The organism is Microcoleus sp. PH2017_35_SFW_U_B (assembly GCF_020737865.1).
Lineage (GTDB): Bacteria > Cyanobacteriota > Cyanobacteriia > Cyanobacteriales > Microcoleaceae > Microcoleus.
This window is the reverse complement of sequence record NZ_JAEQDE010000028.1, coordinates 20,171-44,410: the sequence shown is the minus strand read 5'-3', so window position 1 is coordinate 44,410 and position 24,240 is coordinate 20,171. Positions and strand designations below refer to the sequence as shown.

Annotated in this window: 17 protein-coding genes; 7 read left to right on the top strand and 10 right to left on the bottom strand. The window is 44.9% G+C overall.

Features of this window, described 5'->3' with window-relative positions; translation table 11 throughout:
* Positions 1–196: 196 nt before the first annotated feature.
* From dpdE to JGK36_RS06150, 5 genes are read left to right on the top strand one after another with little or no spacing between them, the layout of a single operon-like run.
* Positions 197–3,577, top strand: a complete 3,381-nt coding sequence (dpdE, locus tag JGK36_RS06170) for a protein DpdE (protein WP_293196933.1) — start codon at positions 197–199, stop codon at positions 3,575–3,577.
* Entirely contained in the window at positions 3,577–6,123 is a 2,547-nt protein-coding gene (gene dpdF, locus JGK36_RS06165) for a protein DpdF (RefSeq protein WP_293196932.1), read from the top strand. Before dpdE ends, dpdF begins: the two co-directional genes overlap by 1 nt.
* Positions 6,120–7,004 carry a protein DpdG gene (gene dpdG, locus JGK36_RS06160; protein ID WP_293196931.1) on the top strand — a complete coding sequence of 295 codons (885 nt, stop codon included), beginning with the start codon at positions 6,120–6,122 and terminating at the stop codon, positions 7,002–7,004. The genes dpdF and dpdG overlap by 4 nt, the downstream gene beginning before the upstream one ends.
* A complete protein-coding gene (dpdH, locus tag JGK36_RS06155) occupies positions 7,001–10,084 on the top strand; it encodes a protein DpdH (protein WP_293196930.1) in 3,084 nt (1,027 codons plus the stop codon). Before dpdG ends, dpdH begins: the two co-directional genes overlap by 4 nt.
* Positions 10,085–10,089: 5 nt before the next feature.
* On the top strand, positions 10,090–10,797 hold the full coding sequence (locus JGK36_RS06150; protein WP_293181697.1) for a hypothetical protein: 708 nt from the start codon (positions 10,090–10,092) through the stop codon (positions 10,795–10,797).
* Positions 10,798–10,816: 19 nt separating this feature from the next.
* Here JGK36_RS06150 and JGK36_RS06145 read toward each other — a convergent pair whose 3' ends face one another.
* Both JGK36_RS06145 and JGK36_RS06140 read right to left on the bottom strand, forming a co-directional pair.
* Entirely contained in the window at positions 10,817–11,635 is an 819-nt protein-coding gene (locus tag JGK36_RS06145) for a class I SAM-dependent methyltransferase (RefSeq protein ID WP_293190843.1), read from the bottom strand.
* 91 nt (positions 11,636–11,726) lie between these two features.
* Positions 11,727–13,232 carry a branched-chain amino acid ABC transporter permease gene (locus JGK36_RS06140; RefSeq protein ID WP_293196929.1) on the bottom strand — a complete coding sequence of 502 codons (1,506 nt, stop codon included), beginning with the start codon at positions 13,230–13,232 and terminating at the stop codon, positions 11,727–11,729.
* A gap of 384 nt (positions 13,233–13,616) precedes the next feature.
* Here JGK36_RS06140 and JGK36_RS06135 point away from each other — a divergent pair, with 384 nt between their 5' ends.
* Positions 13,617–18,239 (top strand): nitric oxide synthase oxygenase, encoded by a 4,623-nt coding sequence (locus JGK36_RS06135; protein WP_293196928.1) that lies wholly within the window; start codon positions 13,617–13,619, stop codon positions 18,237–18,239.
* A gap of 182 nt (positions 18,240–18,421) precedes the next feature.
* On the opposite strand, the gene JGK36_RS06130 is transcribed toward JGK36_RS06135, so the two are convergent.
* From JGK36_RS06130 to JGK36_RS06120, 3 genes are read right to left on the bottom strand one after another with little or no spacing between them, the layout of a single operon-like run.
* Positions 18,422–18,757 carry a XisI protein gene (locus JGK36_RS06130; protein WP_293181693.1) on the bottom strand — a complete coding sequence of 112 codons (336 nt, stop codon included), beginning with the start codon at positions 18,755–18,757 and terminating at the stop codon, positions 18,422–18,424.
* Entirely contained in the window at positions 18,745–19,158 is a 414-nt protein-coding gene (locus JGK36_RS06125) for an element excision factor XisH family protein (protein WP_293181692.1), read from the bottom strand. Before JGK36_RS06125 ends, JGK36_RS06130 begins: the two co-directional genes overlap by 13 nt.
* Before the next feature lie 18 nt (positions 19,159–19,176).
* Positions 19,177–20,253 (bottom strand): branched-chain amino acid ABC transporter permease, encoded by a 1,077-nt coding sequence (locus tag JGK36_RS06120; RefSeq protein WP_293181691.1) that lies wholly within the window; start codon positions 20,251–20,253, stop codon positions 19,177–19,179.
* Between the two features lie 18 nt (positions 20,254–20,271).
* On the opposite strand from JGK36_RS06120, the gene JGK36_RS06115 reads away from it, so the two are divergent.
* On the top strand, positions 20,272–20,523 hold the full coding sequence (locus JGK36_RS06115) for a hypothetical protein (protein WP_293181689.1): 252 nt from the start codon (positions 20,272–20,274) through the stop codon (positions 20,521–20,523).
* 4 nt (positions 20,524–20,527) lie between these two features.
* Here JGK36_RS06115 and JGK36_RS06110 read toward each other — a convergent pair whose 3' ends face one another.
* The 5 genes from JGK36_RS06110 to JGK36_RS06090 all read right to left on the bottom strand — a co-directional run bounded on the left by JGK36_RS06110 (position 20,528) and on the right by JGK36_RS06090 (position 24,000).
* Positions 20,528–21,889, bottom strand: a complete 1,362-nt coding sequence (locus JGK36_RS06110) for a branched-chain amino acid ABC transporter substrate-binding protein (protein ID WP_293181687.1) — start codon at positions 21,887–21,889, stop codon at positions 20,528–20,530.
* A 119-nt stretch (positions 21,890–22,008) separates the two neighbouring features.
* Positions 22,009–22,263 carry a hypothetical protein gene (locus JGK36_RS06105; RefSeq protein ID WP_293181685.1) on the bottom strand — a complete coding sequence of 85 codons (255 nt, stop codon included), beginning with the start codon at positions 22,261–22,263 and terminating at the stop codon, positions 22,009–22,011.
* A gap of 102 nt (positions 22,264–22,365) precedes the next feature.
* Positions 22,366–22,656, bottom strand: a complete 291-nt coding sequence (locus JGK36_RS06100) for a hypothetical protein (protein ID WP_293181683.1) — start codon at positions 22,654–22,656, stop codon at positions 22,366–22,368.
* Positions 22,637–22,870: a hypothetical protein gene (locus JGK36_RS06095; protein ID WP_293181681.1), complete on the bottom strand. Its 234-nt coding sequence runs from the start codon at positions 22,868–22,870 to the stop codon at positions 22,637–22,639. Before JGK36_RS06095 ends, JGK36_RS06100 begins: the two co-directional genes overlap by 20 nt.
* Complete coding sequence (locus tag JGK36_RS06090) at positions 22,867–24,000, bottom strand: AAA family ATPase (protein ID WP_293181679.1); 1,134 nt, start codon at positions 23,998–24,000, stop codon at positions 22,867–22,869. The genes JGK36_RS06095 and JGK36_RS06090 overlap by 4 nt, the downstream gene beginning before the upstream one ends.
* Positions 24,001–24,240: the final 240 nt, after the last annotated feature.

Here is a 24,240-nt window from a genome sequence, read left to right as displayed (position 1 = left end):
AGCTTGGCTGTGGTGGGATGCTCGTTACGACAAGGAAAAATTAGGGCCTCGGAATGCGTTACATAAAGTCTTAGGCTAAGCTTTATAACTGGGTTTCAGCTTAACGACGACAAAAAGGGTGGAAAATTAAATTACACTGATATTTGGTCGCGGGCGATCGGCTACTATAGTAGGGGGTATTGTTGAGGTCGGAATTATGATGAAGCTTGGTTTGCTGGTGCGATCGCAAAACCTCTCCGCAGAAAAATCTCCAAACAACGACTTAGGAATCGGAAAAGTTACCGAGCTATCCTACTCTACAGCAACGGTTGAATACTTCTGCTCGATCGGGCAACGCCTAGAAAAAATCTTACCCTTAACTTCGCTTTCTAGAGTTCGACTCCCGCCTCAGACACGATGTTACATCCAGCCAGAAAACCAGGATACATGGATAATTGGTCGAATTTTTGACTGGGACGAAGATAAAAGTCTGTATCGCATCGATCTACCCGATAAAAAGATAGCATTAGTTGCCGAACAGGAAATTTACGTTCGCTGCAACCTACCCATCGATGATCCCATCGAAATTCTAGCGATGAAAGGTCAGGAAACGCCTTACTTTCACGATCGGCGTTTAGCTTTTGTCCGGTGTCTGATCCAACAGGGCGCCGTCAGTCGCGGGATGACAGGGCTGATTTCTGCCAATATTGACCTTTATCCCCATCAAGTTGAAGTTGTCCGCCGCGTGCTCGAAGACCCGATTCAACGCTATCTTTTAGCTGATGAAGTTGGACTGGGAAAGACGATCGAAGCAGGTGCTATTCTGCGCCAGTATCTCCTCGATGAACCCCAGGGACGTGCAGTGGTAATTGTGCCGCAATACCTGCGGGAACAGTGGCTTCAAGAATTAGAAAATAAATTCTATCTCTCTGACTTTCTCTCTGAATTTGCCGATCGCGTCCAGGTACTTGCTGTAGAGGATGTCGATCGAGTCAGCCCGAATGCCGCTTTGGGCTTCCTGATTTTAGATGAAGCACATCATATTGCAGCAATGGCGACTTCTTCAGATTCGAGAGAGCGCAGGCGTTTCCAAACTTGCAAACACCTCGCTCACAAAAGCGATCGCCTACTCTTATTATCCGCAACTCCAGCGATCGATCGCGAGCAAGATTTCCTGGTAATGCTGCACCTCCTAGATCCGATCACCTACCAAATTGATGATGTGGAAGGTTTTCGGGCGAGGGTGAAAAACCGCCAACAAATTGGTCGAGTTTTACTTTCATTTAAAGAGGGTGCAAATCCGTTTGTGCTTAAAACTAACCTCAACCAACTGCGAAATTTGTTTGCTGAAGATAAATATTTGCTAGATATGGTAGAGGAGTTGCAAAATTGCTTGCTTTCTCCAGAAATACGAACGGGCGATCGCGATCCAATAGTGCGATCGATCCGCACCCACATCAGCGAAACCTATCGGCTGCACCGCCGAATGCTCCGCAACCGCCGCGCTGCGGTAGAAGATGTAATTTTTGACCGCAATGTGACACCAAAATTAGAATATGACTTAGATGAGCGATCGGCCCAAATTCACGAACTAATTGATGAATGGCGCACAGTCGCTCCTAACCAACCACAATATCAGCAAATATTTCTACTTTTATTGAGTGCCAGCGGCACTTGGTTGGGGATTTTAGTGCAAGTGCTGGAAACCCGTTTAAGCAGCATTTATCATTCTGATTTGATGCCCGAATTCGGTGGCGATAATCTCCGCATTCTCAGAGAAACCCCTCACTTTTCTGGGGAAGAACAGATTTTGCAATCTTTACTAAGGATTATTCAGCAACCTTCAGAAGAGGGCGATCGCATCGAATTACTAAAAATAGTAATACTGTCTCATCTTTCAGACACTCTTAAGCTTCAATCTTATCGCAGCAACCAGCATAAATTGCTCGAACAGGTGCAACAGCGAATTCGCCGACCGATATCGGGAGACACCCTACCTAAAATTGTTATTTTTACCAGTTTTGCCCAAACAGGCGCTGAAATTTTCCGGTGCTTATCAGATACTTTTGGTCGGGAATCTGTAGCTAGCCATCAATTATGCCTGTCTCGTTCTGATGTTGAAAAAAACCTCGATCGCTTCAAAAACGACCGAAATTGTTTCATGCTTGTTTGCGATTCCTCCGGCGAAGAAGGCCGCAACTTTCAATTTGTCAATTGGATGATTAATTTCGATATTCCCCGATCGCCAAATCGTTTAGAACAAAGGATTGGCAGGATCGATCGCATCGGCCGCCCTTTAAATGTTCAATTTACAGTATTCGCAGGCTCAGACTTAGAAGATAGCCCTCACGATGCTTGGTATCAATTATTAAAAGACGGTTTCGGCATCTTCCGTCAATCCATCGCCAGTCTTCAGTTTTATGTAGATGAAAAACTGCCTGAACTAGAAGCTGCTTTGTTTCAATCTGGTGCTAGCGGACTATTGGACAAAATCACTGCCATTCAACAAGAAATAGAGCGCGAACAACTGAAAATCAGCGAACAAAACGCTTTAGATGAAATAGATGCCCAGGATGAAAACGCTACCGAATATTTTCAAAATTTAGATGATTTTGACGCTCGCCATCAGCAAATTCAACGAGTAACAGAAGGCTGGATCTGTGAAGCACTTCACTTTAAACAAATTGACGACCCAAACTTAGAAAAAGTAGCGCGCTATCAACCTAGTAAACGTACTTTAATTCCCATCCACGACCTGCAAACTCGCTTTGCTACTCGTATAGAACGACCTGGTACTTATAACCGGAGAATATCAACTCAGCATCGCGGTGTCAACCTGTACCGAATTGGCGAAGGATTTGTGGAAGCACTAGCATCTTATATCAATTGGGATGACCGGGGTCAAGCCTTTGCGATGTGGCGGTGCGATGAATCTTCGGATGCTGGAGAAGGGATGGAATGGTTTGGTTTTCGCTTTAATTATCTAGTCGAGATTGATTTGGAAATATCCCAAAAAGTTTTAACAGATTTGGGGATAGACGATCGCAAATACAAGGCTCTCAAACGACGCGCTGATGCACTGTTTCCCCCAACGATCGAGACAATTTTTATTGATGCTAGGTGCGAACCGATGAGCATTGTTGAAGATGAAGCACTTTTGAAGATCCTGCAACGTCCGTATAAGAGTAAAACCAGTCATTCATGTCGAGATTACAACTTGGCAAAAAGCCGATCGCCAATTCTGAATGAGTTTGTCGATCCTAGTAATTGGTCAGAATTTTGCCACCGGGCGCGTCGGACTTCTGAAACACTGTTGGGCGATCGCACTTCTTTCATCGAACTCTGCGAACAACAGGCCAAAATTGCCGATCGCAAACTAGGAAAAAGACTTGCTCAACTGCGCCTGCGCCTCAATCGCTTAGCCCAAAGCCAACCAACTTCGCACTCGTTATTAGCGCAGGAACTCAGCATAGAAACTGCTTTAAGTCAAGTTATTTTACAAGGAATTCGCCATCCCAAAATCAAGCTCGATTCTGTAGGATTCACTATCGTTTCTGGGCGAGTTCCAGTTCAAATTCAGAAAGAGGAGGATGAGTGATGGCTGATTCATTTCAAGAGTTAAGAGACATTCTCCAAACAGGTAAGATTCCTGCTAATACAAGTCAGTTTTCCGAAGCTTGTTACAGGCGCTTGCTGGATGCTTTGGCTGCTGCGGGAACTCCTGACGCACCGGAAAAAGGGGATATTGCTGCTTTAGTGCGTCACGTATTGCGGCGGGAAGATGAGCGACAGGGTGGAATGCCGCAAACTCTCAAAGTACCTCCGACTTATCCTTTCCCCCATCGAGAAATTTGGCAGCAAAGCGGCATCGATGTTTTGGTTGAAGGCTCGGATTACTATTTAATTAGCGCTCGTCCTTGGCAACCAAATTGGCTGGATTTTTCCAAACAATATGCTCCAGATAAACCCGTATTTAAAGAGAAAAATCGCCGTAATTACGAGGAAGTAGTGGGAGATCCGTTCCTGGAATTGGTGGATAGGAAGAAGTATCGGAGTGTCGGGCAACGCGAAGCAATTCGTGCTGTTTTGACTGCTCCTGAGAGAGCTACACTTGCGATTAATCTGCCTACGGGCTCGGGCAAAAGTCTCTGCGCTCAGTTGCCAGCGCTTTTGCGATCGCACATTGATGGTGTCAGTGCGATCGTTGTGCCGACTACAGCACTCGCGATCGACCAAGAACGAGCTTTAAAACCCTTTGTCAACCATCCAACTGCCTATTATGGCGATGAGTCTGAGGAAGGACAACAGAAACGGCAGGAAATTCGCGATCGCCTTCGCAACGGCACTCAGCGCATCGTTTTCACCTCACCCGAAAGCTTGATGAATTCCCTCGCACCGGCTCTTTACGAAGCAGCAAGCTTAAATAAATTGAGGTATTTCGTAATAGATGAAGCTCATATCGTCGAGCAGTGGGGCGATGATTTTCGCCCGGCATTCCAAGAACTTCCAGGCTTGCGAAGAGACTTATTGCGTTTAACATCTTTTACAACTTTATTGCTGACTGCAACCCTAACCGAATCCTGTTTAGATACCCTGGAAACTTTATTCGGAAAACCCGGCCCGTTTCAAGTGATATCTGCCGTGCAATTGCGCCCAGAACCTTCTTACTGGTTTGCTTGGTGTCAGAGTGAAGAAATCAGAAAACAGCGACTAATTGAAGCTGTTTGCAATCTCCCTCGCCCTCTGATTGTTTACGCCACCAAACGCGAAGATGTCAGGCGGTGGCAACAGGATTTGTTGCGTGCTGGATTCAAGCGGTGTGCGATGATGACCGGAGAATCTAGCACAACAGAACGCTCTCAACTGATTCAAGACTTGCGCGAGAGACGAGTTGATATAGTAGTTGCTACTTCGGCTTTCGGATTGGGCGTCGATCAGTCAGATGTTCGAGCCGTAATTCATGCCTGCATCCCCGAAACTATCGATCGATTCTATCAAGAAGTCGGTCGCGGAGGTCGAGACGGCAAGGCTGCAATTTCCCTCGCACTGCATACCGATGAAGACCTAAAAATTGCCAAGTATCTTAACGAAAAATCTGCAATTACGATCGAACGGGGTTTGCAGCGGTGGGAAAGTATGTTTCTCAAAAAAGAACCCTCGATCGATGGTCGGTTTCGCGTTCTTGTCAATATTCCTCCATCTTTACAACTAGCAGATATTGACATGAACAGCGAACAGAATCAGGCTTGGAACATCCGCACTTTAACGCTGATGAGTCGGGCAAGTTTAATCGAAATGGATGCCGATCGACCGCCGCTTATCAAAAATTTTGAATCGAAAAACGCTTATCAAAAAGCTTGGGAACTGCACCGAGAATCCCGCTTTATTCGGATTCTAGATGAATCGCATCTGAAAAAACAAACCTGGGAACAGAAAGTAGAACCAATTCGCCAGCAAAGCCAAAACAGGAGCTATAAAAACTTGGAATTGATGCGCGAGGCTTTGCGACCCGAACGCTGTATTTCGGAAATCTTAGCTGAAGCTTACACAATAGGCGATCGTACAATACCAGAACCGAGAAAGCAGGTGATAGTTTCTCGTGCTTGCGGCGGATGTCCTGTTTGCCGAAAAAACCGGGAATCAATATTTTCGGGAATTATGCCCGCGCCGATATCTGTATGGCAAAACCCTAAACTTTTTGTAGGTAAAGAACTAGAACGATTGCTAGCAGGAGATAACTTAATGCTGATTTTCTATGAATCTATGGAGGAGAAAAGTTGGAAACGCAAAAGCCCTCAAGTTTTTCAATGGTTGACGGAGCAAGGAATTAAGAATTTAGTTGTTACTCGCGAATTTTATAGTACATTAATTAAAGAACCAAATCTAATTTCAGATGCTTTTATATTTTTGTTTGAAAAATACCAACCCATTCTGATGCCGCGCATTCCTACCCTGATCTTTCATCCACCAGGAAAGGCTATTCCTGAGAAATATCTGTCACCAAACAGAACTTCTGACGCGCCGCTGATTATCGTGCTTCCGGTAGATACAGCAGATCCCAGTCGCAATGACCGCAAGCTAATTGATATTTTTCCAGGTAAATATTTTATGTTTAACCACTTTTGTACGGAGGTGAATTTATGAGCGTATTAAAAACTGCTTTGGCTGCTCCTAGCCGAATGCGAGGCATATTTAGATATTTACTTCAAGCACCCAAACAGCGAGAAAACAGGGAAAAACTCACTGGGTTGCTTTCTCCCGATAAATTATCAGAAGGGAGAAACAAAGGTGCGGAACATCCGATGTTTGATGCTGCACTGCGAGAAAGTATCAAGTGCGGTTTATTAATCGAAGAAAACGAGGATATTGCTATAAATTTTAATCTTACTGAAGAAGCTCGACATCCTCAAACTGGCGATAAGTTGTTGCCGGATACGCTGGTACAGCTATTTTTCGCTTCTGATAATGAAGATGAAGCAGATTTAGGCAGGTTAATAGCATGGTATTTAGCCCAAGATATTTATGATGCTCCCGATACATGGGAAAAAGTAGAACAGCTTGTCGCAGAGCAGGGAGTTGCTGAGTCTTTAGATTTGAAAATATCCAGCAATACTTTGTTCGGTCAACTCGCGGACTGGATGTGTTATTTTGGGTTTGCTTGGAGTCATGCTTTAGGAGGAAATAAAAGAATAGTTGCCGAACCAACTGCTTATCTCAAACGAAATTTAAAAGAGTTATTTCAAGGAGAAGTAAAAGCTAAACTTTCGCTTGGAGAGTTTGTAGATCGTTTAGCCGAAAAATGTCCTCTGTTTGAAACTGGCAAATTTCGAGAACAAGTTGAGGATAAAATCGGTTCTTGCTTGCCAAATCATTTATCAACTAGCACGGCTTTTGCTTTATTCCGCCTTCAGGATGATGGCTGCATCCAGCTTATAAAAGAGTCGGATGCCGATTTATTCATCCTTCCAATTGGTGACAAAGAAGCAGGATTTTCTCATATTATTTGGACGGGAGTAGAACTATGACTTTTACAAAATTTGTTTGCTGGGATGTCGATCGCGTTCGCCGCGTGATGGGTGTGGAAGCTACCCAAACGGCAGATAGTATATTTCTGGCAACTCACCATCCGATCGCCATGTACCGCCAGGAACTTATCGAAATACCGTCGCAAGTTCGCTACAGTGAGGAACAATTTCTGAAGGATTTTCTGGCAGAACAAGATTTCGCTTTCGTACCAGTTTTAGGAAGTTCTGGCACAGGAAAATCTCACCTGATTCGCTGGCTGGCCGCCAATATTGAATCGACACAAAAGCGTCGAGTTTTGCTGATTCCCAAAATAGGAACGAATCTCAAAGATATTATCAGTTTAATATTAGAAGGGATGGCAGGAGCCACCTTCGATGAATACCGGCAGCGTTTAAATCGAGCCACTAGCACCTTGACTGAAGCACAAGCGCGGGAACAAACTCTGAATCAGCTTGCTGCTGCGGTTGGCCCAAATGGTCGGGGCGATCGCACTAATCTTTCTGATGCACAAGATTACCTAGTTGATGTAATTGACTCTTTTTTATACGATCCATTTTTCCGAGAACACTGGCTAAAGGATGAAGGTATTATTCATCAATTAGTTATCCACATTCTCGGACATCGAGATACGGTAGAAATTGTGGAAGAACGGCGGCAATTTTCGCTTGAGGACTTGCCTCTAAATGTTTTAGACTTGCAAAAAGCTGGGGAGCGATCGCGGGAATTTTATAGCTTGTTAATCGGCGATGATGATATCCAAAAGGAAACTGTAGATTGGTTGAACCGACATTTAGATGAAGCGATCGCTCAGGTTTTGAGCCTCGGGCGGGAAGACTTGCAAAGATTAATGCGAGAAGTTCGCGAAACTTTAGCCGAAGAAGGAGTAGAATTAGTTTTGCTAATTGAAGATTTTGCGAAATTTCAAGGAATCGATCGCGAAGTTTTAGAAGCAGTTTTAGCGAGGCCGCAACAAGCCGGAGGCAAATCTTTGTGCGCGATCCGAACGGCGCTAGCTTGTACTACGGGATATTTTGACGGTCTGAGGTTAGATACTGTAAAACAACGGATTACTTTTAGCGTTAATCTCGATGTCGGTACAGTTGGAAAACAACAATCTTTAGTGAATTATTCAGATATCAAACAATTTGTGGCGCGATATCTCAACGCGGTGCGTTTGGAGGATAAAATAATTCAAGATTGGGCTAAGTCTCGCAATGATGAAGATTCAGATAAAGCAGCTTTAAGTAGTGCTTGCAGTGAATGCGAACACAAACTAGCTTGTCATGCAGGTTTTGGAGAAGCGGACGGTTTTGGTTTGTATCCCTTCACGCCTGAAGCATTAGAGCAGATGCTTGCCAGGGTAAACCCCGAAACTTTTAAACCTCGATTTTTGATTAGAGATGTTCTCAAGTGGACTCTAGAAAATTCTATTTCCGATCTTCAGCATGGAGATTTTCCTACTATTTCTCTGCGAGAACACTTTGGCAAAATGCGCCTGAGTGCAATGGTTCAGGCAGATATTAAAGCCAAAGACCAACAAAATTACGATCGCCGCCAAATTCTCCTCGATTTGTGGACTGATAGTAACGAGCTTTGCGATTTGCACCCGGAAATTCACTCTGCATTCGATCTTCCTGCACTGGGCCTGAAGGTACATTCGACTAAAGTTTCACCATCTGTTTCGCGGGCTAAAGAGTCTAGAACTTCGGTTAATAATTATCAAGTTGAGCCGCAATCTCAAACTGAAAAAGTTTCGGAAAAGCTGACGAATCAACTGCAAATTCTCGATCGCTGGAACAACCAAGATATTCTCCCGCAAGATATCGGTGGAGAACTGCGACCGTTGATTTACTCAGCGATCGGCGATCGGATAGAATGGGACACAGAAATGCTGCTTAAGGGGAGTTTTGCTAGTAGTGGGACAACATACTTTAAAAGCAGAAATATTACTTTTTTCAGTCCAAAAGTGACAAGGGAGACGATTTCTGGAGTTAAATTATCTCTTCCCCTTAATCCTGATGATGCAGATGAGTTTCGAGAAAGCGCGATCGCCTTTCAAGCCATTTTGCAGTACAATCATTACAAGCATTGGAAGTTCCCCGAGGGCGATCGCTACTTCCGCACCTACGCCAAACAACTGGAAAGATGGAGTCAGTATGTTGTTGGCCAGATTCGCCTGTATCCCCGCGAGTCTGGGGAACCCTGGAGTCCTGTACCTGCGGCAGTTGAGCTACTGGCGATCGCAGCAACAATGGCCGGAAATCCTGCAAATTCGATGGAAGATTTGATTAATAGTTTGTTTCTCGACTTAGAAGCAAAAGATTTAGAAAATCGTTCAGCTAACTGGAAAAAGCTATTTAATAGCTTGAAAAACCAGCGCGAGGCTTTACTAGAAATTGTTACCAGCCGCACGGCTTGCACAAAAGGAAGTTCTAAACAATTTCAGATTATTGATGTTGTACAAATCCTCGATCCATTGCAACAGGTTAGCAAATCTTGGCAACTTCAATGTGAAATTCCGGTCGATGTTCGAGAAAAGTTTCCCGAAATCAATAAAGCGCGTCAAGCTGCGGATGAAATGCTAGAAACAGCGATTCAAGAAGAGTGCGATCGGCAACTTGCTGTTTACAATTCTCTCATATCTGAATTAGGAGAAGACATCAAGAAAAAAAATGTTATCGATTTAGTCAAAAAGGCGATCGATAGTTCAAAAGAAGCTGGTGTATTTCGAGGGAGAAAGAGTGGCGATGACCTAAAATTAGTATTGGAACAGTTTAAACGAGTTGGGCTTTCTAGCTATTTAGAAACAATGAAGCGCGTGCAAGCTGAGAAAGATAATTCAGATAGCAAACCGAGCAAGCTGCTTAAATATCTCAGCGAAAATCATCAAAAAGCAATGACAGAAGCTTCGGAATTTCTCGGAAACACTAACAATTTTCTTGATGCTTCTATAAGCGATGTCAATAACCAGATTGAACTACTAGAAAGGTCAGGTGGCGCGACAGTAGAATCTTGCCATAGAGCTATTCAAGATGGATTGGCTAGACTGCGAAATCTAATTACTGAAATTAAAGGATAGATAATATGCTTGTCGAAAAATCCACTCAACTGATTGAGTTATCTCAAAAAAGAATTAATCTTCAGAGGTATGCAACTAATCTTCAAGGCTTTCAATCTCGACAACAACAAATCGAGCAAGCTGTCGCTGGAACTCTACCTCTCGTTCAATGTTTGAGAGCTTTTCATCAAAGAGGACTTGCTAATTTTGCTTTAGCTCAAAAAGCAGATACCCTACTGATATTTATTACGGATGTTGAGGCAGAATTTAAAGCAGATCCTGAGTGGATCATAGACAATAAAAATTTTAACAAAAAGAATTTCACTACTAGGATAGAGCAATTGCAAAAAGCTCTAGAAGACCAATTGAGTCAAGCTTGGCAGTGCTATCGAAATCAAAATAAGCCCAGCACTAATCATGAAATCCTGAATTTATTGGATAAAGTTTCGGCATTTAAGCCAACTGTTCAACGGATTAGAAGTTTAGATTTGCAAATTCGGGAGTCTAACTCAATTCCCCAAAGCATTGAGGATTTTGAGAAAGTCGATCGGCTAATTGAGCAATTAAAGCAGTGCTGGGATGGCTTAAATGCTGATGAGGTTCCTGAAGCAGTGCTTCGTTTTCTGAGAGTTGCTGCTAATGAGGGTGCTACCCTGAGTCTTTTAACGCCAGAGGTAAAAGATTGGTTGGCTAAAAACCGTCTGATTGATTCTTTACGAATTCGCTTGACTTAATTATGTTATGTTCGATATTTTAGACTGCATTTTCTAACGTACAAACAAAGTAGAATTTTAATAGATTAGATTCTAGGGAACGGTGAGGGCGGTATTGTTGGTGCAACTCCGCAGTTGAGAAGTTGTCAATAATTTTGAGTTGGAGTTCTTCAGTCAAAGTTTCAATATTTTCAAATCCAGTAATCCACGGCGCATACATACTTTCGTATTTATCGATGTAATCATTGATATCTTGGTAGCCCGTGGTTCTTGCAATCACCTTTTCCGACATATAATCAAAGGACAACTTGAAAGATTTAACATTGTCGCGAATTTTTTCTAATACAAATATGACATCTTTCTTGGCAAGTAAGGTAGTGTTACCTTCCCATAAAAAGTATGTAGCTTGCTCAAAATCAAAATCGTTCTGTTTCAGCAAAGCGATTAAATCATCTTGCACGTAATCGCCGGGAATGTAGCGGACATTGGCTGTAACTTTGTTAGCTTTGAGAGTTGAGGCTTTTAATTCAAGTGTCGCGCGATCGTCTATTTCCCAATAAGCCACTGATTCTCCATTCATTCTCGCAGCGCGAGTATCCAAACCCGATCCTAAAATCACGACTTGCTTGCAGCCTGCTAAAATTTGATTTGACAACACATCGTCAAAATATTTAGTACGCAACTTAATCATTTCTTTAGCCGCCGGAGAGTTTTGAGCTATTTCGCCCGCAATTCTTTTTGTTTCCTCATTCAGCCAAATTTTGACTACATTGTCGGTGTAAAGAGGAGCAGTTTCTGCATTTTCTTCTGCTCTAAATTCTGCGACAACAAAAGCAGTTGCTGTTACATTCTTACTCATTGCTCATTTTCCCCCTTAACTATTAGATATTTCCAGAAAGTCCTTTCTTGAACAGGCAAGATGCCTGTTCCACAAGAATTATTGGATGGATCTATTGATTTCTCGCATCTGCTAAAGTCTGATTGTTCGCCTCAGCATCATCATGCAATTCTGCTTGATGAATTTTATCGGGAATCAGCCCTTCCGGCCGCACGATCATCATCACAACTAAAGTTAAACCGAAGAGAAATAAACGCATTTGAATCGGGTCTAAACTGGTGGCGAGAAAGTCTGCTAACTGCGGAATTGCTATTCTCGGCAACACAAAAGTATTCATAAAACCTTTGAGGACTTGGGCGAGTTGGGGTAGATAAAGCCGATCGGCAGACATGATAATGATACCGCCCAAAATCACGCCTGTCATGTTGCCCAAACCGCCTAAAATCACCATGCACAGGATGATGACGGAGACTGAGAAATCGAAGACGCTGGGAAAAATGGCGCTGATATAAGCTGCGTAAAATGCGCCTGCAAACCCCGAAAATGTCGCTCCCATTGCAAAAGCCGAAAGTTTGGTTTTGACGAGGTTAATGCCCATGGCACTCGCTGCTAATTCATCTTCGCGCATGGCATTCCATGCCCTTCCCAAACGGGAATCTTGCAGCCGCGAAATCATGAAATATGCGAAGACAACTAGCAGCAAAATTAGGTAGTACCAGGGAAAGTAGTTACCGGTGCTGAATGTGCCGACGATCGGGAGAGATGGACGCCCGATCGGGTTTATGCCCGCTTCGCCGCCGGTGAGGTTAAAAGGTCGATCGCACCCAACGAGACAAAGCACCAATTCCGGCTTACCCAAAACAGCAGCGACTATCTTCGAGATTGGTTCGTCGATGCGAATCGCGGTTAAATTTCTAAATACCACCGGAATAATTTCACCAAAGCCGAGGGTGACGATCGCCAAATAATCGCCCTTGAGTCGCAGTGTCGGAATACCGAGGATAACGCCCGATAGGCCAGCTACACCAGCGGCGATCGGCAAAACCACCCAAAAGTTCCAAGCAATATTTACCTGTCCCGAAGATAGCAAAGCCGTCGTGTAAGCGCCGATCGCAAAAAACGCCGCATATCCCAAATCCAACAAGCCCGCAAAACCCACAGTAATATTCAAACCCAGCGCCAACATAATAAAGATTTGAATCTGTACTACCGTAGCAATCCAGCCGGTCTTAGCCTCAAGATCGATAAACGGAAACAGAATTAAGATAAAAGCTAATGTTACCAGAGTAGCCTGTCGCTGGCGTTCTCCCTGCAAACCCTGCAAAGCGCCCATTAACGTAGCTGTCAAAATTGCGATCGTCAAACTGCAAATTCCGTGCAGTAAAGTAGTCGGCAAATCCACCGCAGATTGACCAGAAAAAGGTCGAATCACAACTCCTTCGAGGACGCTAGCAACTAACAGCCAAACTCCCAATCCCAATCCGGCTAAACTGCCAATTGTCGCACCCATTTTCGGGTTGTTAACCTTCTGTTCCTGACCAGCCATAAAGCCTGCGGCTGTGCCCATCAGCCAGCCGATGACGGTGCCGCTCCAACCGCCGAATAGGATGACTGTCAAAGAGGCGATCGCTCCTAGAATACCACTAGATTTAATTGCTTGGATTATTTTGTTTGACATAGAAGAAGGAAGAAGGAAGAGGGAAGAAGGAAGAGGGAAGAGGGAGTGATATCAAATTGGGAGCGGCTATCCCTCGGTTTGAAACCAGGGAATATTTAATGGGGCTACTGTATTGCACTCAATTGAGAAGTGCTACTGTACAAATAAACATAAATTTTAATTGTATCTATCGACACAACATTAAGTATTTTTTCAGTAATATAACTTAGCACGATCGCGGACTATTTTTTATCTTGAATATAAGATAATATACTTTAAGCTTTTGCTACACAGGTGCACGACACCTAGCCTGCTTGCTCTTCTTACATAATTTTCCTGCCTAGTATGCACAATAATCCACGAATTATCCACTTAACCGAGGTTTCGGCGACCGATTTCCCCACTTCCGACAACTACAGGTACAAGTGCCGCGTGCAGATGCTCTCCGATGAGGGACAACCTTTGTTGCAAAAGGATTCCTTTAGCCGCAAGCAACCAAGCTGGTTATTGGATCTGAAAAACAACGGAGACTGCACGATCGCCATTACCCTATGCTACCGGGAAGGAGATATTACTCTGCCCTGGCAGGATGCCGCAACGGTCACATTGGCGACGCAGGATTACCTCAATGGTGAAACCAGCGCCGAGTTAGAATTTCCGATCGCCAACTGGAATCTAGCACCTCAGTTGAAGTTGAAAACTCGCCTTACCCAAAGTACCAGTGACGTAAGTAGCAGCACGCTGACGCTGTTGGGACATTCGGGAAATCGTCGCCTCCACGCGCCAGCAAGTCAGAGCAACGGCCAAAATGAATTCGAGATGCCCGAAGCGGTTCCCCTCACACCGCAAGAGGAAGTAATTGTCAAAGACGTTTGGAACAAGCTGCGGGCGTGGAAAGAATTGCAAATGGAAAAGTTCTTGAAGCGCCTCTTGCTGGAGGCTCCAGAACTAGAGTACATCTTTGGGGATGCCCTCGACACCGTAAGCGACTACTTTTTTGAGTTGCTTGACTGTTGCGTACATCAGCTTCAGCCTTATACCCAGAACGTGATTTCGGAACCTCTGATGGGGGTGCCGGCAGAAAAAGGTGATAGCTTCGATAATGTTCAGGATTACGGAGCGCTGTTTGCCGATATGGGGATGCGTCCTCATCACTGGTTGAAAGCCCGGCAGGTGTGGATGTGGATGTTGCCGTCGATTCCGTACCTAGAAGAGTACGATCGCGAAAATCTAGCAAAAGGAACCCACTCCGCTGTTTACCGATTTTTCAACACCGATGTGATTGTCCCAATGGTAGAGGCGATGCGTCGCTACGAAGAGGCAATGCTTCCAGATGTCAAGCAACGCATGGCGGATTCTTTAACCATCCTCAGACAGAATACGCAGCAGATTGGAGAGGCATTTTTTCAAACTCTATTTGAAAAATACCCGTTCATGCTGCCTATTTTTGGACGGACAAACATGGATTATCTGTCCTTGAACCTGTTTGAGGTATTGGAATTTTTGGTTAACTGCTTCCACGGCGGCAGTAGAGACGAACTAATTCAAGATCTCCGCGTGTATATCTTTAATGAGATTGACACAGACGGGACTGGAACAATCTCTATTGAGGAACTCATCGATTACTCGCGCAAGTCCGGGCTATCCATCCCCATCAGCGAGTTGAACGATCTGTTTGCTCGCGTAGATGTCGATGGTAGTGGCGAGATTGACTTTGATGAATTTGAAGAGTTGATAGTCCAGCAGTTAGGAACCCAGGTGAGTATTGATGATATACCCTCCTGCGCCTATGCTGGTATGGTACAGGTATTGGTGCTCATACTTGAGAAGTATGTGCCAGACTTCACCCCTGAGTTAGGGCACGCATGGCAGACGTTGTTCGATCGCGTTATTAACGTGATGAAGTTGCCCAAGCTGAATGAGGAGCGATTTCTCAAAAAAGCCAAGCAGTATTTGAAGCAGATTGCTACCGAGCAAGAATGGGAACCGGAGGATCAAGCGCGGCGTTGGGTAGAAATCCAAGAGGAAGTGAAAGCCACAGGCACTTACACCCACACCTACGAAGAATTAGCCTATGGGGCACAGTTGTCGTGGCGCAATGCTTCCAAGTGTATTGCTCGAATTCAGTGGAATAATATGGTGGTGCGCGATCGCCGCTATGTCACCAACCCCGACGAGATGTTTCGCGAGTTAGAAGAACACCTGCGATACGCCACGAATGGGGGCAATATTCAAATTACGATGACCGTCTTCCGTCCCAAACAGCCGAAGGAACGCTGGGGCCCACGCGTCTGGAATTCCCAATTGATTCGCTATGCCGCTTACGAGCAACCGAACGGGAGTATTATGGGCGATGGCGCCAACTTTGAGCTCACCGCAGCAATCTTAAAACTCGGCTGGCAACCACCGGAACCACGCACACCCTACGACATCCTCCCCCTAGTGATTGAAGTCCCAGGAATGGAACCGAAATTCTATGAGTTTCATCAAGACGATGTACTGGAAGTGGAAATTGAGCATCCCACAATTCCAGAGTTCAAGTCCCTCGGCTTTCGGTGGTATGCCATCCCAGCCATCAGCAACTTCCGCATGGACATCGGCGGCATTACCTACGCCTGCCTTCCTTTCAATGGCTGGTACATGGGTACCGAGATTATGCGGGATTTCTTGGAAGATTGGCGCTACGACAAAACGGAGGACATCGCCAAAGTTCTCAAGCTGGATACCAGTTCTGAGCAAACGTTGTGGCGCGATCGCGTAGCATTAGAACTCAACATCGCTATCCTATACTCATTCCAAAAAGCTAAAGTTTCGATGGTGGATCACCAGACTGCCTCCAAACAATTCATCGCTCACGACTTGCGCGAAAAGAAAGCAGGGCGCGAGTGTCCGGCAGATTGGGGTTGGGTCGTACCACCCTCTGGAGGGAGTACCTGCCCAGTCTGGCATCACCAGATGCGCGACTTTTACCTAGACCCTGCCTATCACTATGGAGCCGATCGATGGACAGTGGAAGACGGCATTGACCTGGAAAAATTCATCACTACTACCGACGAGGACGACAACAAGCAAGACCGCATCCTGATTCTCTACGCCTCTGAAACAGGTACAGCCGAAGGCTTTGCGCGGAAAGCCTCCCGTCAACTCCAGCGCTACAAAGCGAAAGTGATGGCCCTCGATGAATACAATACCGATACCCTTGCCTCTGAAAAGCTCCTCCTAATCGTCACCTCCACCTTCGGTAATGGCGAAATCCCCGGAAACGGCCAAAAATTCCTTCAGTGGTTGAAGAAACAGCCTGCGGGTTCCCTCAGTGGGTTGAGCTATTCCATCCTGGGAATTGGCAGTACCGTTTACGAACACTTCTGTGCTGCGGCAATTTCGGTAGATAAAACACTCGCAAAGGCAGGGGCTAACTGCATTGTGCCGTTGCATAAAGGGGATGAAATTAAGGGACAGGCAGACACCTTCAAACAGTGGCTGGGACTCATCTCCCGCGTTTTAGGTGAGGATGTCACCTCCGCAGATGCCACAACCGCATCCGCCCCAAAACTCAACGTTACCTTCTTAAATGAGGCAGAAGCGGCAACCGTTGCCCCTCTAGCCGTGAGTGGAGATAAAGCCATCGAAGTTCCTGTCGTCGCAAATCAAGAACTGCTCCAAGAGGTGATTCCTGGTAGTCGTTCTACTCGTTATATCATGTTCGATATTTCCGATAGCGATTTACAATACGAAACCGGCGATCACGTTGCTATTTATCCTTGCAATCCACCAGAATTAGTACAGCGGTTGTGCGATCGCCTTTCAGTCACCCCTAATACCTATTTCACAGCTAGTTACGTAACACCAGATGGCACTCAAATAGAAGACCAACCCCCCATTGCCGTCCCAACAACCGTAGGTCAGGTTTTCTCCGAAGAACTCGATCTAGCTTTGCGGGAACCCTTCAACGAACTGCTTACCTACCTGTACTCCGTAGCCCAAAATCCCCAGGAGAAACATCGCCTAGAAACCTGGCTGGAGATTCTCCGGCAGGTAGACGACAATGCCGACAGCGTTTTGCTCAAGAAAACGATCGCAGACAACTTCATGAGTGTTCTCGATCTCTTTGATGAGTTTCCCTCAGCAGAGATTACCCTCGCCACCCTACTAGAGTTGCTGCCGAAGCAAAAGCCACGCCTATACTCGATTTCCTCCTCTCCCTTGCTCCATCCCCAGCACATACAAATCACCGTTGGCGTGCTGCAAATCAAAACCGACGCAGGCAAAGTCCGTCAAGGACTCTGTTCCAACTACCTAGCTGGACTGGAACCCGGAGCGAAGGTTCGCATTGGTGTCCGTACTTCTAGCTTCCGTCCGCCTAGCGAACTCGATGCACCGATGCTGATGGTGGGACCTGGTACGGGAGTCTCTCCGCTGATTGCTTTCCTTCAGTACCGAGATGCCTTGTTGCAGCAAGGACAACCCTTGGGCGATGCTACCTTATACTTTGGCTGTCGCAATCACAGTGACTTCCTCTATCAGGAGCAGATGCAGACGTGGCAGAATCAAGGTGTACTTTCGGGCCTGGAAGTAGCATTCTCCCGTCTTGGCGACCAAAAGCTGTACGTGCAGAACCTCATGCAGCAAAACTCCCAGGATGTCTGGAAGCTGCTGAGTCATCCTAAGTGTCACTACTACGTTTGTGGGGATGCGAAGATGGCGGATGATGTGTTTGAAGTGATGCTCTCTATTGCCAAAACCGAAGGCGGTTTATCTCACATCGAAGCCGCCGTGTTCTTCGACAATATGAAGCAAGAAAAGCGTTTCACGAGCGATGTTTGGGGCGTGCAGTTGAACTTCAAACAAGCTATCAAACAGGTGCAAAAAGATAACTACTCTAAAGCCGAAGGGTGGCTAATTCGGGTGCAGCAGTCAAGTGACAGTGAAGCACCAGTCAAGGAATTGGCGCAACCGCTAACTGTCTAACATTTGGGACTGTTAGCATTAACAAAAGGAGCTGGAAGCGAGAAGACTTCCAGCTCCTTTTGTTAATTTTGTTTGAATTGATTGATATCAATTCCGGTTGCACCGGAATGATTGTTGACTGTTGACTGTTGACTGTTGACTGTTGACTGCTGCGATCGCTTCTGGATTTGCAAGCGTATATTTCAGGCGATCGCAAATCCGGTATGCTTGCGTACTTCAGGCGAATGAAACGCCAAAACAATGCAGTTTTCAGGAACACCACCCTCCAGTAATTCATCAGTAATGCCGTCTTCCATACCATCATAATGAATCCAGAGTTTACCGTTGCGAATTTCAACGTGAATGAGGCAATAGTGGAGTCGCTTGTGCCCCTCCCAGCCTTCAGTCATCAATAAAAAATCATTTCGGTCTTCGCTGACAATGACTTTGTTATTAATCTCGGCGTAATTGTAGGGTAGGCTGGCATAGTACGACAGGATTTTATAAATCAACTCACGGTATTCATCTAGTTTATCCATCTGGTAACAACCTCCTGAATAGGATCGATAACGATAATTTTCATTGCTCTATCCTCAAGTACGACTTGCACGATATCCTCCTGAAAGAAGCTGGTATAAATCTCTTCAGTAATGGCTAGGTATAGGGCGCGATATGGCTCTCTTTTAGAGAGTATTTTTAAGTACAAACTGTATTGTCCGATCGCATTTTCCCAATCTTTGACTAGAGACTTGCCGACAAAACTTTTGATTTCAACTGCAATTTTTTGTCCCTCGCGTTCGGCTGCTAGTAACTTTTTAGCTCCCAAATCCACAAACACACTGCGCGAACCAAATTGCAGAGTCAGAGGATCGTCTGTAATTATCCACCCATCCTTTTCTAAAGCAGTCCTTATTTGATAATGATAAATGTCTTTTGCCATTTTTTCAACCCTGCACCTTTAAACCTTCTCCTGAACATTCTCACCCAACAAACCGCCCGGCCGGAAAGCCAAAATCACCACCAAAACTCCAAACACCCAAGCATTAGTCCAGCGACTCGACAAATACTGATCGCTCAAAGACGACAACACCCCAATCAAAACCCCTCCTAACATCGCCCCGACAATATTGCCAATCCCCCCCAAAACAGCCGCCGTAAAAGCCCTCAACCCCGCCGTAAAACCCATCGTAAACACGATCGTATTATTGTACAAACCGACCAAAATCCCAGCCGAACCAGCCAAAGCCCCACCAATCAAAAAAGTCAGAGCAATAATCTGATCGACATTAATTCCCATAATTTTAGCAGCATCGCGGCTTTGAGCAGTTGCCCGCATCGCCTTTCCCAGACGAGTGTACTGCACAAACACATGAAGCAAAACCATTAATACCAGAGCCACCACCAACACAATTAAATCTTTTGTAGTAAATACAATACTTGTTTGAATTCCCATAGCTTTGAGAATATCAACTCGCGGCAACAAATCGGGGAAGCTTTTCGGAGCCGCCGAATTAGAACCCATCACCGGAATAAAAGCTTTCAATCCTCCCCAAAATAATCCCAGATTTTGGAAAATAAAAGAAACCCCGATCGCCGAAATTAACGGAGCCAAACGAGGAGCATTTCGCAAAGGACGATAAGCATACTTTTCGACCACAATATTTAGTCCAGCACAAAACACCGAACATACAACCAAAGCGACTAACATCACCGGTATCGCAACACTTAAAGGTGCGCCGTCTTGAATCCCAAAAGCCCCGAAAACAGTCAGCGAAGCAAAAGCACCCAACATATACAAATCGCCGTGAGCAAAATTGATCAGCTCAATAATGCCGTAAACCATCGTGTAACCCAAAGCAATAATTGCAATCAGCGCCCCGTTGACCAAACCCACTAACAACTGTTGAATCAACACTTCTGGGCTGCGGACTATTTCGCCAATAATTTTCGGTAAGTCAAATCCTGCGATCGGGCCTAACAACAAAACTATATACGCTACACCTATATATAAGAGAATACTTTTCCAGTTTTTCATAATTATTGGAATTGGGAATTGGGAATTGGGAATTGGGAATTGGGAATTGGGAATTGGGCATGGGGAAGTTCTACTCGTTCCCAGGCTCTGCCTGGTAACGCAGATCCGGAGGCTCTGCCTCCAATTTTTATACTAGAAAAGCGAGACAATCTTCCTACTAGAAAAGCGAGGCAATTTTCCTGGTATAAGAGCGAGGCAGAGCCTCTAGACATCGGTTCCCAGGCAGAGCCGGGGAACCAGTTAACCAGTCAACTGACAACAGTCAACTGACTAATTATTCAGTCTTAAGTGCACTCACAAATTCCCACTTACCAGCTTTAACAACATTTCCTGACATTGTAGTCAAGCTAGTATCACCATTAGCATCAAAACTCCAATTGCCAAGTACGCCGTTAAAATCTTTAGTTGCCAAAACAGCATCGCGGATAGCCGCGCGGTCATTTTTGCAAACCTTATTAATTGCGCCGATAATCACCTTAGCAGATTCATAAGCATAAGCTGCATAAGCTTCTGGTTCAGCATTATATTTTGCCTTGTAGCTTTCATACCACTTCGCACCAACGCCAGTCAATTCTTTAGGAGGCAAACCACCAAAAGTAGCATAAACTCCTTCAGCATCTTTGCCTCCGGCATCAATTAAAGCTTGTTCTTTAATGCCATCCGGGCCCATGAATTTAACTGCATCAGCAGTCATCCCGACATTTCTCATGTCTTTAATGATTTGTCCAGCATTACTTTGAGTAGTGCCACCAAAGTAAATCATGTCGGGATTTAAAGCTTTGATCTTATTCATTAAAGCTTTGTAATCACTGGCTTTGATATCAATTCCCTCCCGGCCGAGGACTTGAATTTCCAACTTTTTAGCAGTTGCTTCAAAAACGTCAGCAATACCTTTGCCATACAGTTCTTGGTCGTCGAGGATGTAGACTTTTTTAACTCCTAAAGATTTCGCCCAGTTGCCAGCTACAGAGCCTTGGAGGTCGTCTGCGGGGACAACGCGACCGAAATTGCGAGTGCCTGTAGGGTAATAAACGTTGGGTTCTTTCGGCTCACCTTTTCCTGGTTTTGTCAAGCCCGGATAGGTGGTAGCGGGACTCACCATCGCTATATTGGCTTGGTTGAGCACGGGAATTGAAAGTTTGGCGGCACCGGAGTTGTAATGACCGATCGCACCAACTACCGAACCATCCGCTGCTACTTTGTTAGCATTCGATGTGACTTGGCTGGGATCCCATTTGCCAGCCGCAGCAGTCGCGTCATCGAGAATCTCGTATTCGATTTTGATTTTGCCATCGCAGGCTTTAGAGTCGGTTTCGGCAAGGGCTTGTTTGACACCGTTGACCATTGTTTGAGCTTGACCCAAGGCGCTGCCTGTCATGGGGAGCATGGAGACTATTTTGACGGTATTTGGGTCTCCGGGGGTGCTAACGACGATGGGAGAGGCTGCGGGAGAGCTTCCAGGACTGCTGCCGGGGGTTGTGGCGCTTGGTGTTTGGGGACTCTGACAACTGGCGCAGAGAGAGGCTATGCCGGCGGCGAGGAGTAATGTCCGCAGCCCGCCGGTGTTGAGATTTTGTGTTGGGTTGGTTTTTGTGGATGTGGGACTTTTGCCCCCTGATTTTTCTGAAAAGTTCATAGGTTGGTTTGTTTGTTGCTTGCGTCTTAGCATATTTTCACTCTCTAAGTCTGTAAGTCAAGACTTAGCACAAGTTAAAAAAATTTGTCTCAACTGTGAATTTTAGTTGGACTGGCGTATCAGACATTGATGCCATCCCAGAGTTCCTCAATGGGGAATGTTTGTCCCGTTTTGGCTTGGTGGAGGGAGGTTTTCAGATCAGCGAGGATTTGGTCGTTGGAGTCGGTGTCTGAATCAAAATCTGAGTCGAAGTCTGGGGCGATCGCGGTTTGTGTCCGACTGGTCAAAAATTCTAGGAATGTCAGGGTTTGCTCTAAAAGCGATTCAGGAGTTCGTTCGATCGCTTCTAGAAGGCGTTGTTTAATCAGCGACATAAGATGATATCTCAATCTAGCTCTTCTTATTTTATCAGTATGTGGTCAAGAGTTAGCACAAGATGTTCAGATATCGACAAAACGCATTCATTCCTCGTTGACTTAATTAAACAGAAATGGTTTAACAGATAGAATCATACGATCTAACTCTGTTTTGTTGTGTTTGAGAAGATCGTGCCCCCATAATCCATTCGTGTTATTATTGGAACAGTCATTTGCAAGGGCTTCTCCGATATTTTCAAAATTCTTTCTAATATCGCTCCTTAACTTCTCTGGTTCAGATAATACTCCAAGAACAAATACTCTATTTTCTAAATCCTCGGGAATCCGCTCCTTTACATAACTAAACCTATCTTCATAATTTTCATCAAAATCAATCAGCAAGACCATCATTCTTTCTTTCTGGAAATTTTTTCTTCATTTCAGAGGCATGATTTTTTAGGAATTTCTCCACAACTTTTTCCCAACCACCAGCAGGCCGCTCAATCTGAATAGCTCTGGAGTAAAGGTCTAGAAAATTATTAAATCCATTTACGATCTCTTCATTAGCACGGTCTTCTGGCAACACAACAACATGAGACTTGTATGGATTTTGCTTCTCTTTCATAATTCTATGTCGCCGCGAATCAAGGTATCTACAAGATCGCCACTGACAGGTATATCACTGAGCAACCTAACTAAGGTTGGCTCTAAGTGACTTTTTCGATCGAGTACAAAGGTATTTTCATTTGAAAACTTTCTGATTGCTTCTTCATTATGTGAGGTCGCTATAATCTGACCGCTATCCTTAAATGAGCGTCGTAGTGATGTAAGAAAATGTCCAACCTCTGACAGAGAAAGATAGTTATCAGGTTCGTCCCAAAAGCAAAAAAGTGGGCCGTAATACTTGTTAGCAGCTAAGACAACAGCACAAAGAAAAAAGCATTTCTCCCCATCAGATAAGTCTTTAAAGTCAACACTCAGATTGGCATTCTTTTCTTCAAACCGAACAATCATACTTTTAGAGTCTTTCCCGATTTGTTCATTCAGAAAATCCTGAAAGTCAGGCATAACTTCTTGGAGGTATCTGTAAGCCTGTGTGTAGGCAGCAGGGTAGCGACTGAGTAACCCAGAGAACCACTCCCCAAAATTTGAACCGTCTCGTTTTGGCTCCAACGTTTCCCCGTTAGAGTCTCCAGTCATCAGGCTTGGGATCGGGGCTAAAATAATCGTGCGCGCCAGCCAAGTCTTGAAAATACGAAGCGGATCGGTTTCTGATTGTTCTTGAATCACTGGAAGAGCAACGAGATGCCAATCCACCAGAAACTTAGCTTCAGGATTTCGCGGGCTGGTGTAATGAATAGTGACTTGGGCTTCCTTGCGAGAGTAAATTGGATTTCCTGAAATTAACAGTTGCTCTTCAAAAACTCGAAGCTCTCTAAAGTTTTCTGGTAATTCCAATGCCAGAATATATTTGTATAATTTATTGTCAAGTAATACTTCTATCTCAAATCGAATTGGAACATCAGACCTGCCTCGATTGAAATCTTTCGGGTCGATAAGACCAAGATGATTTTTATCAAAATCACGCATTCTGTTAATGCCTCGACCGATGTGTTGAAGGATTTCCAATACAACGCGGATGGTTGATTTACCTGCACCATTTTTCCCAATTAAAAGGGAGGATGGCATCTCTTTGAGAATCAGTTCAAAGTTCTCCAGGCATCTGAAGTTATGTACGTATAGTCTTTGGAGCATAGAAAAACGACTCCGAGGAGTGAAAAGTTAAAAAAATGGTCAGCTTACTTAACCAATATACAATATTTCCACTTCACAACACCTAAATAGGTTGTGGTAAATGTAGGCGAGTCACCCCGTACCTACGCCGGATGAAGCGACGCAACTGATCGGGGGATTGCCCCTACAAGATTATGCGGAAAATATGAACGGGCGATCGCCATTTCAGGTGTGATTTAACTCACATTGTCACAACTACAA

Bases quoted from the DNA above. Each gene is read 5' to 3' on its own strand.
- JGK36_RS06135 (WP_293196928.1), top strand. From the start codon at position 13,617: ATGCACAATAATCCACGAATTATCCACTTAACCGAGGTTTCGGCGACC.
- JGK36_RS06090 (WP_293181679.1), bottom strand. From the start codon at position 24,000: ATGCTCCAAAGACTATACGTACATAACTTCAGATGCCTGGAGAACTTT.
- JGK36_RS06150 (WP_293181697.1), top strand. From the start codon at position 10,090: ATGCTTGTCGAAAAATCCACTCAACTGATTGAGTTATCTCAAAAAAGA.
- JGK36_RS06130 (WP_293181693.1), bottom strand. From the start codon at position 18,757: ATGGATAAACTAGATGAATACCGTGAGTTGATTTATAAAATCCTGTCG.
- JGK36_RS06145 (WP_293190843.1), bottom strand. From the start codon at position 11,635: ATGAGTAAGAATGTAACAGCAACTGCTTTTGTTGTCGCAGAATTTAGA.
- dpdF (WP_293196932.1), top strand. From the start codon at position 3,577: ATGGCTGATTCATTTCAAGAGTTAAGAGACATTCTCCAAACAGGTAAG.
- JGK36_RS06105 (WP_293181685.1), bottom strand. From the start codon at position 22,263: ATGTCGCTGATTAAACAACGCCTTCTAGAAGCGATCGAACGAACTCCT.
- JGK36_RS06100 (WP_293181683.1), bottom strand. From the start codon at position 22,656: ATGATGGTCTTGCTGATTGATTTTGATGAAAATTATGAAGATAGGTTT.
- JGK36_RS06125 (WP_293181692.1), bottom strand. From the start codon at position 19,158: ATGGCAAAAGACATTTATCATTATCAAATAAGGACTGCTTTAGAAAAG.
- dpdE (WP_293196933.1), top strand. From the start codon at position 197: ATGATGAAGCTTGGTTTGCTGGTGCGATCGCAAAACCTCTCCGCAGAA.
- dpdH (WP_293196930.1), top strand. From the start codon at position 7,001: ATGACTTTTACAAAATTTGTTTGCTGGGATGTCGATCGCGTTCGCCGC.
- JGK36_RS06110 (WP_293181687.1), bottom strand. From the start codon at position 21,889: ATGAACTTTTCAGAAAAATCAGGGGGCAAAAGTCCCACATCCACAAAA.
- JGK36_RS06120 (WP_293181691.1), bottom strand. From the start codon at position 20,253: ATGAAAAACTGGAAAAGTATTCTCTTATATATAGGTGTAGCGTATATA.
- JGK36_RS06095 (WP_293181681.1), bottom strand. From the start codon at position 22,870: ATGAAAGAGAAGCAAAATCCATACAAGTCTCATGTTGTTGTGTTGCCA.
- dpdG (WP_293196931.1), top strand. From the start codon at position 6,120: ATGAGCGTATTAAAAACTGCTTTGGCTGCTCCTAGCCGAATGCGAGGC.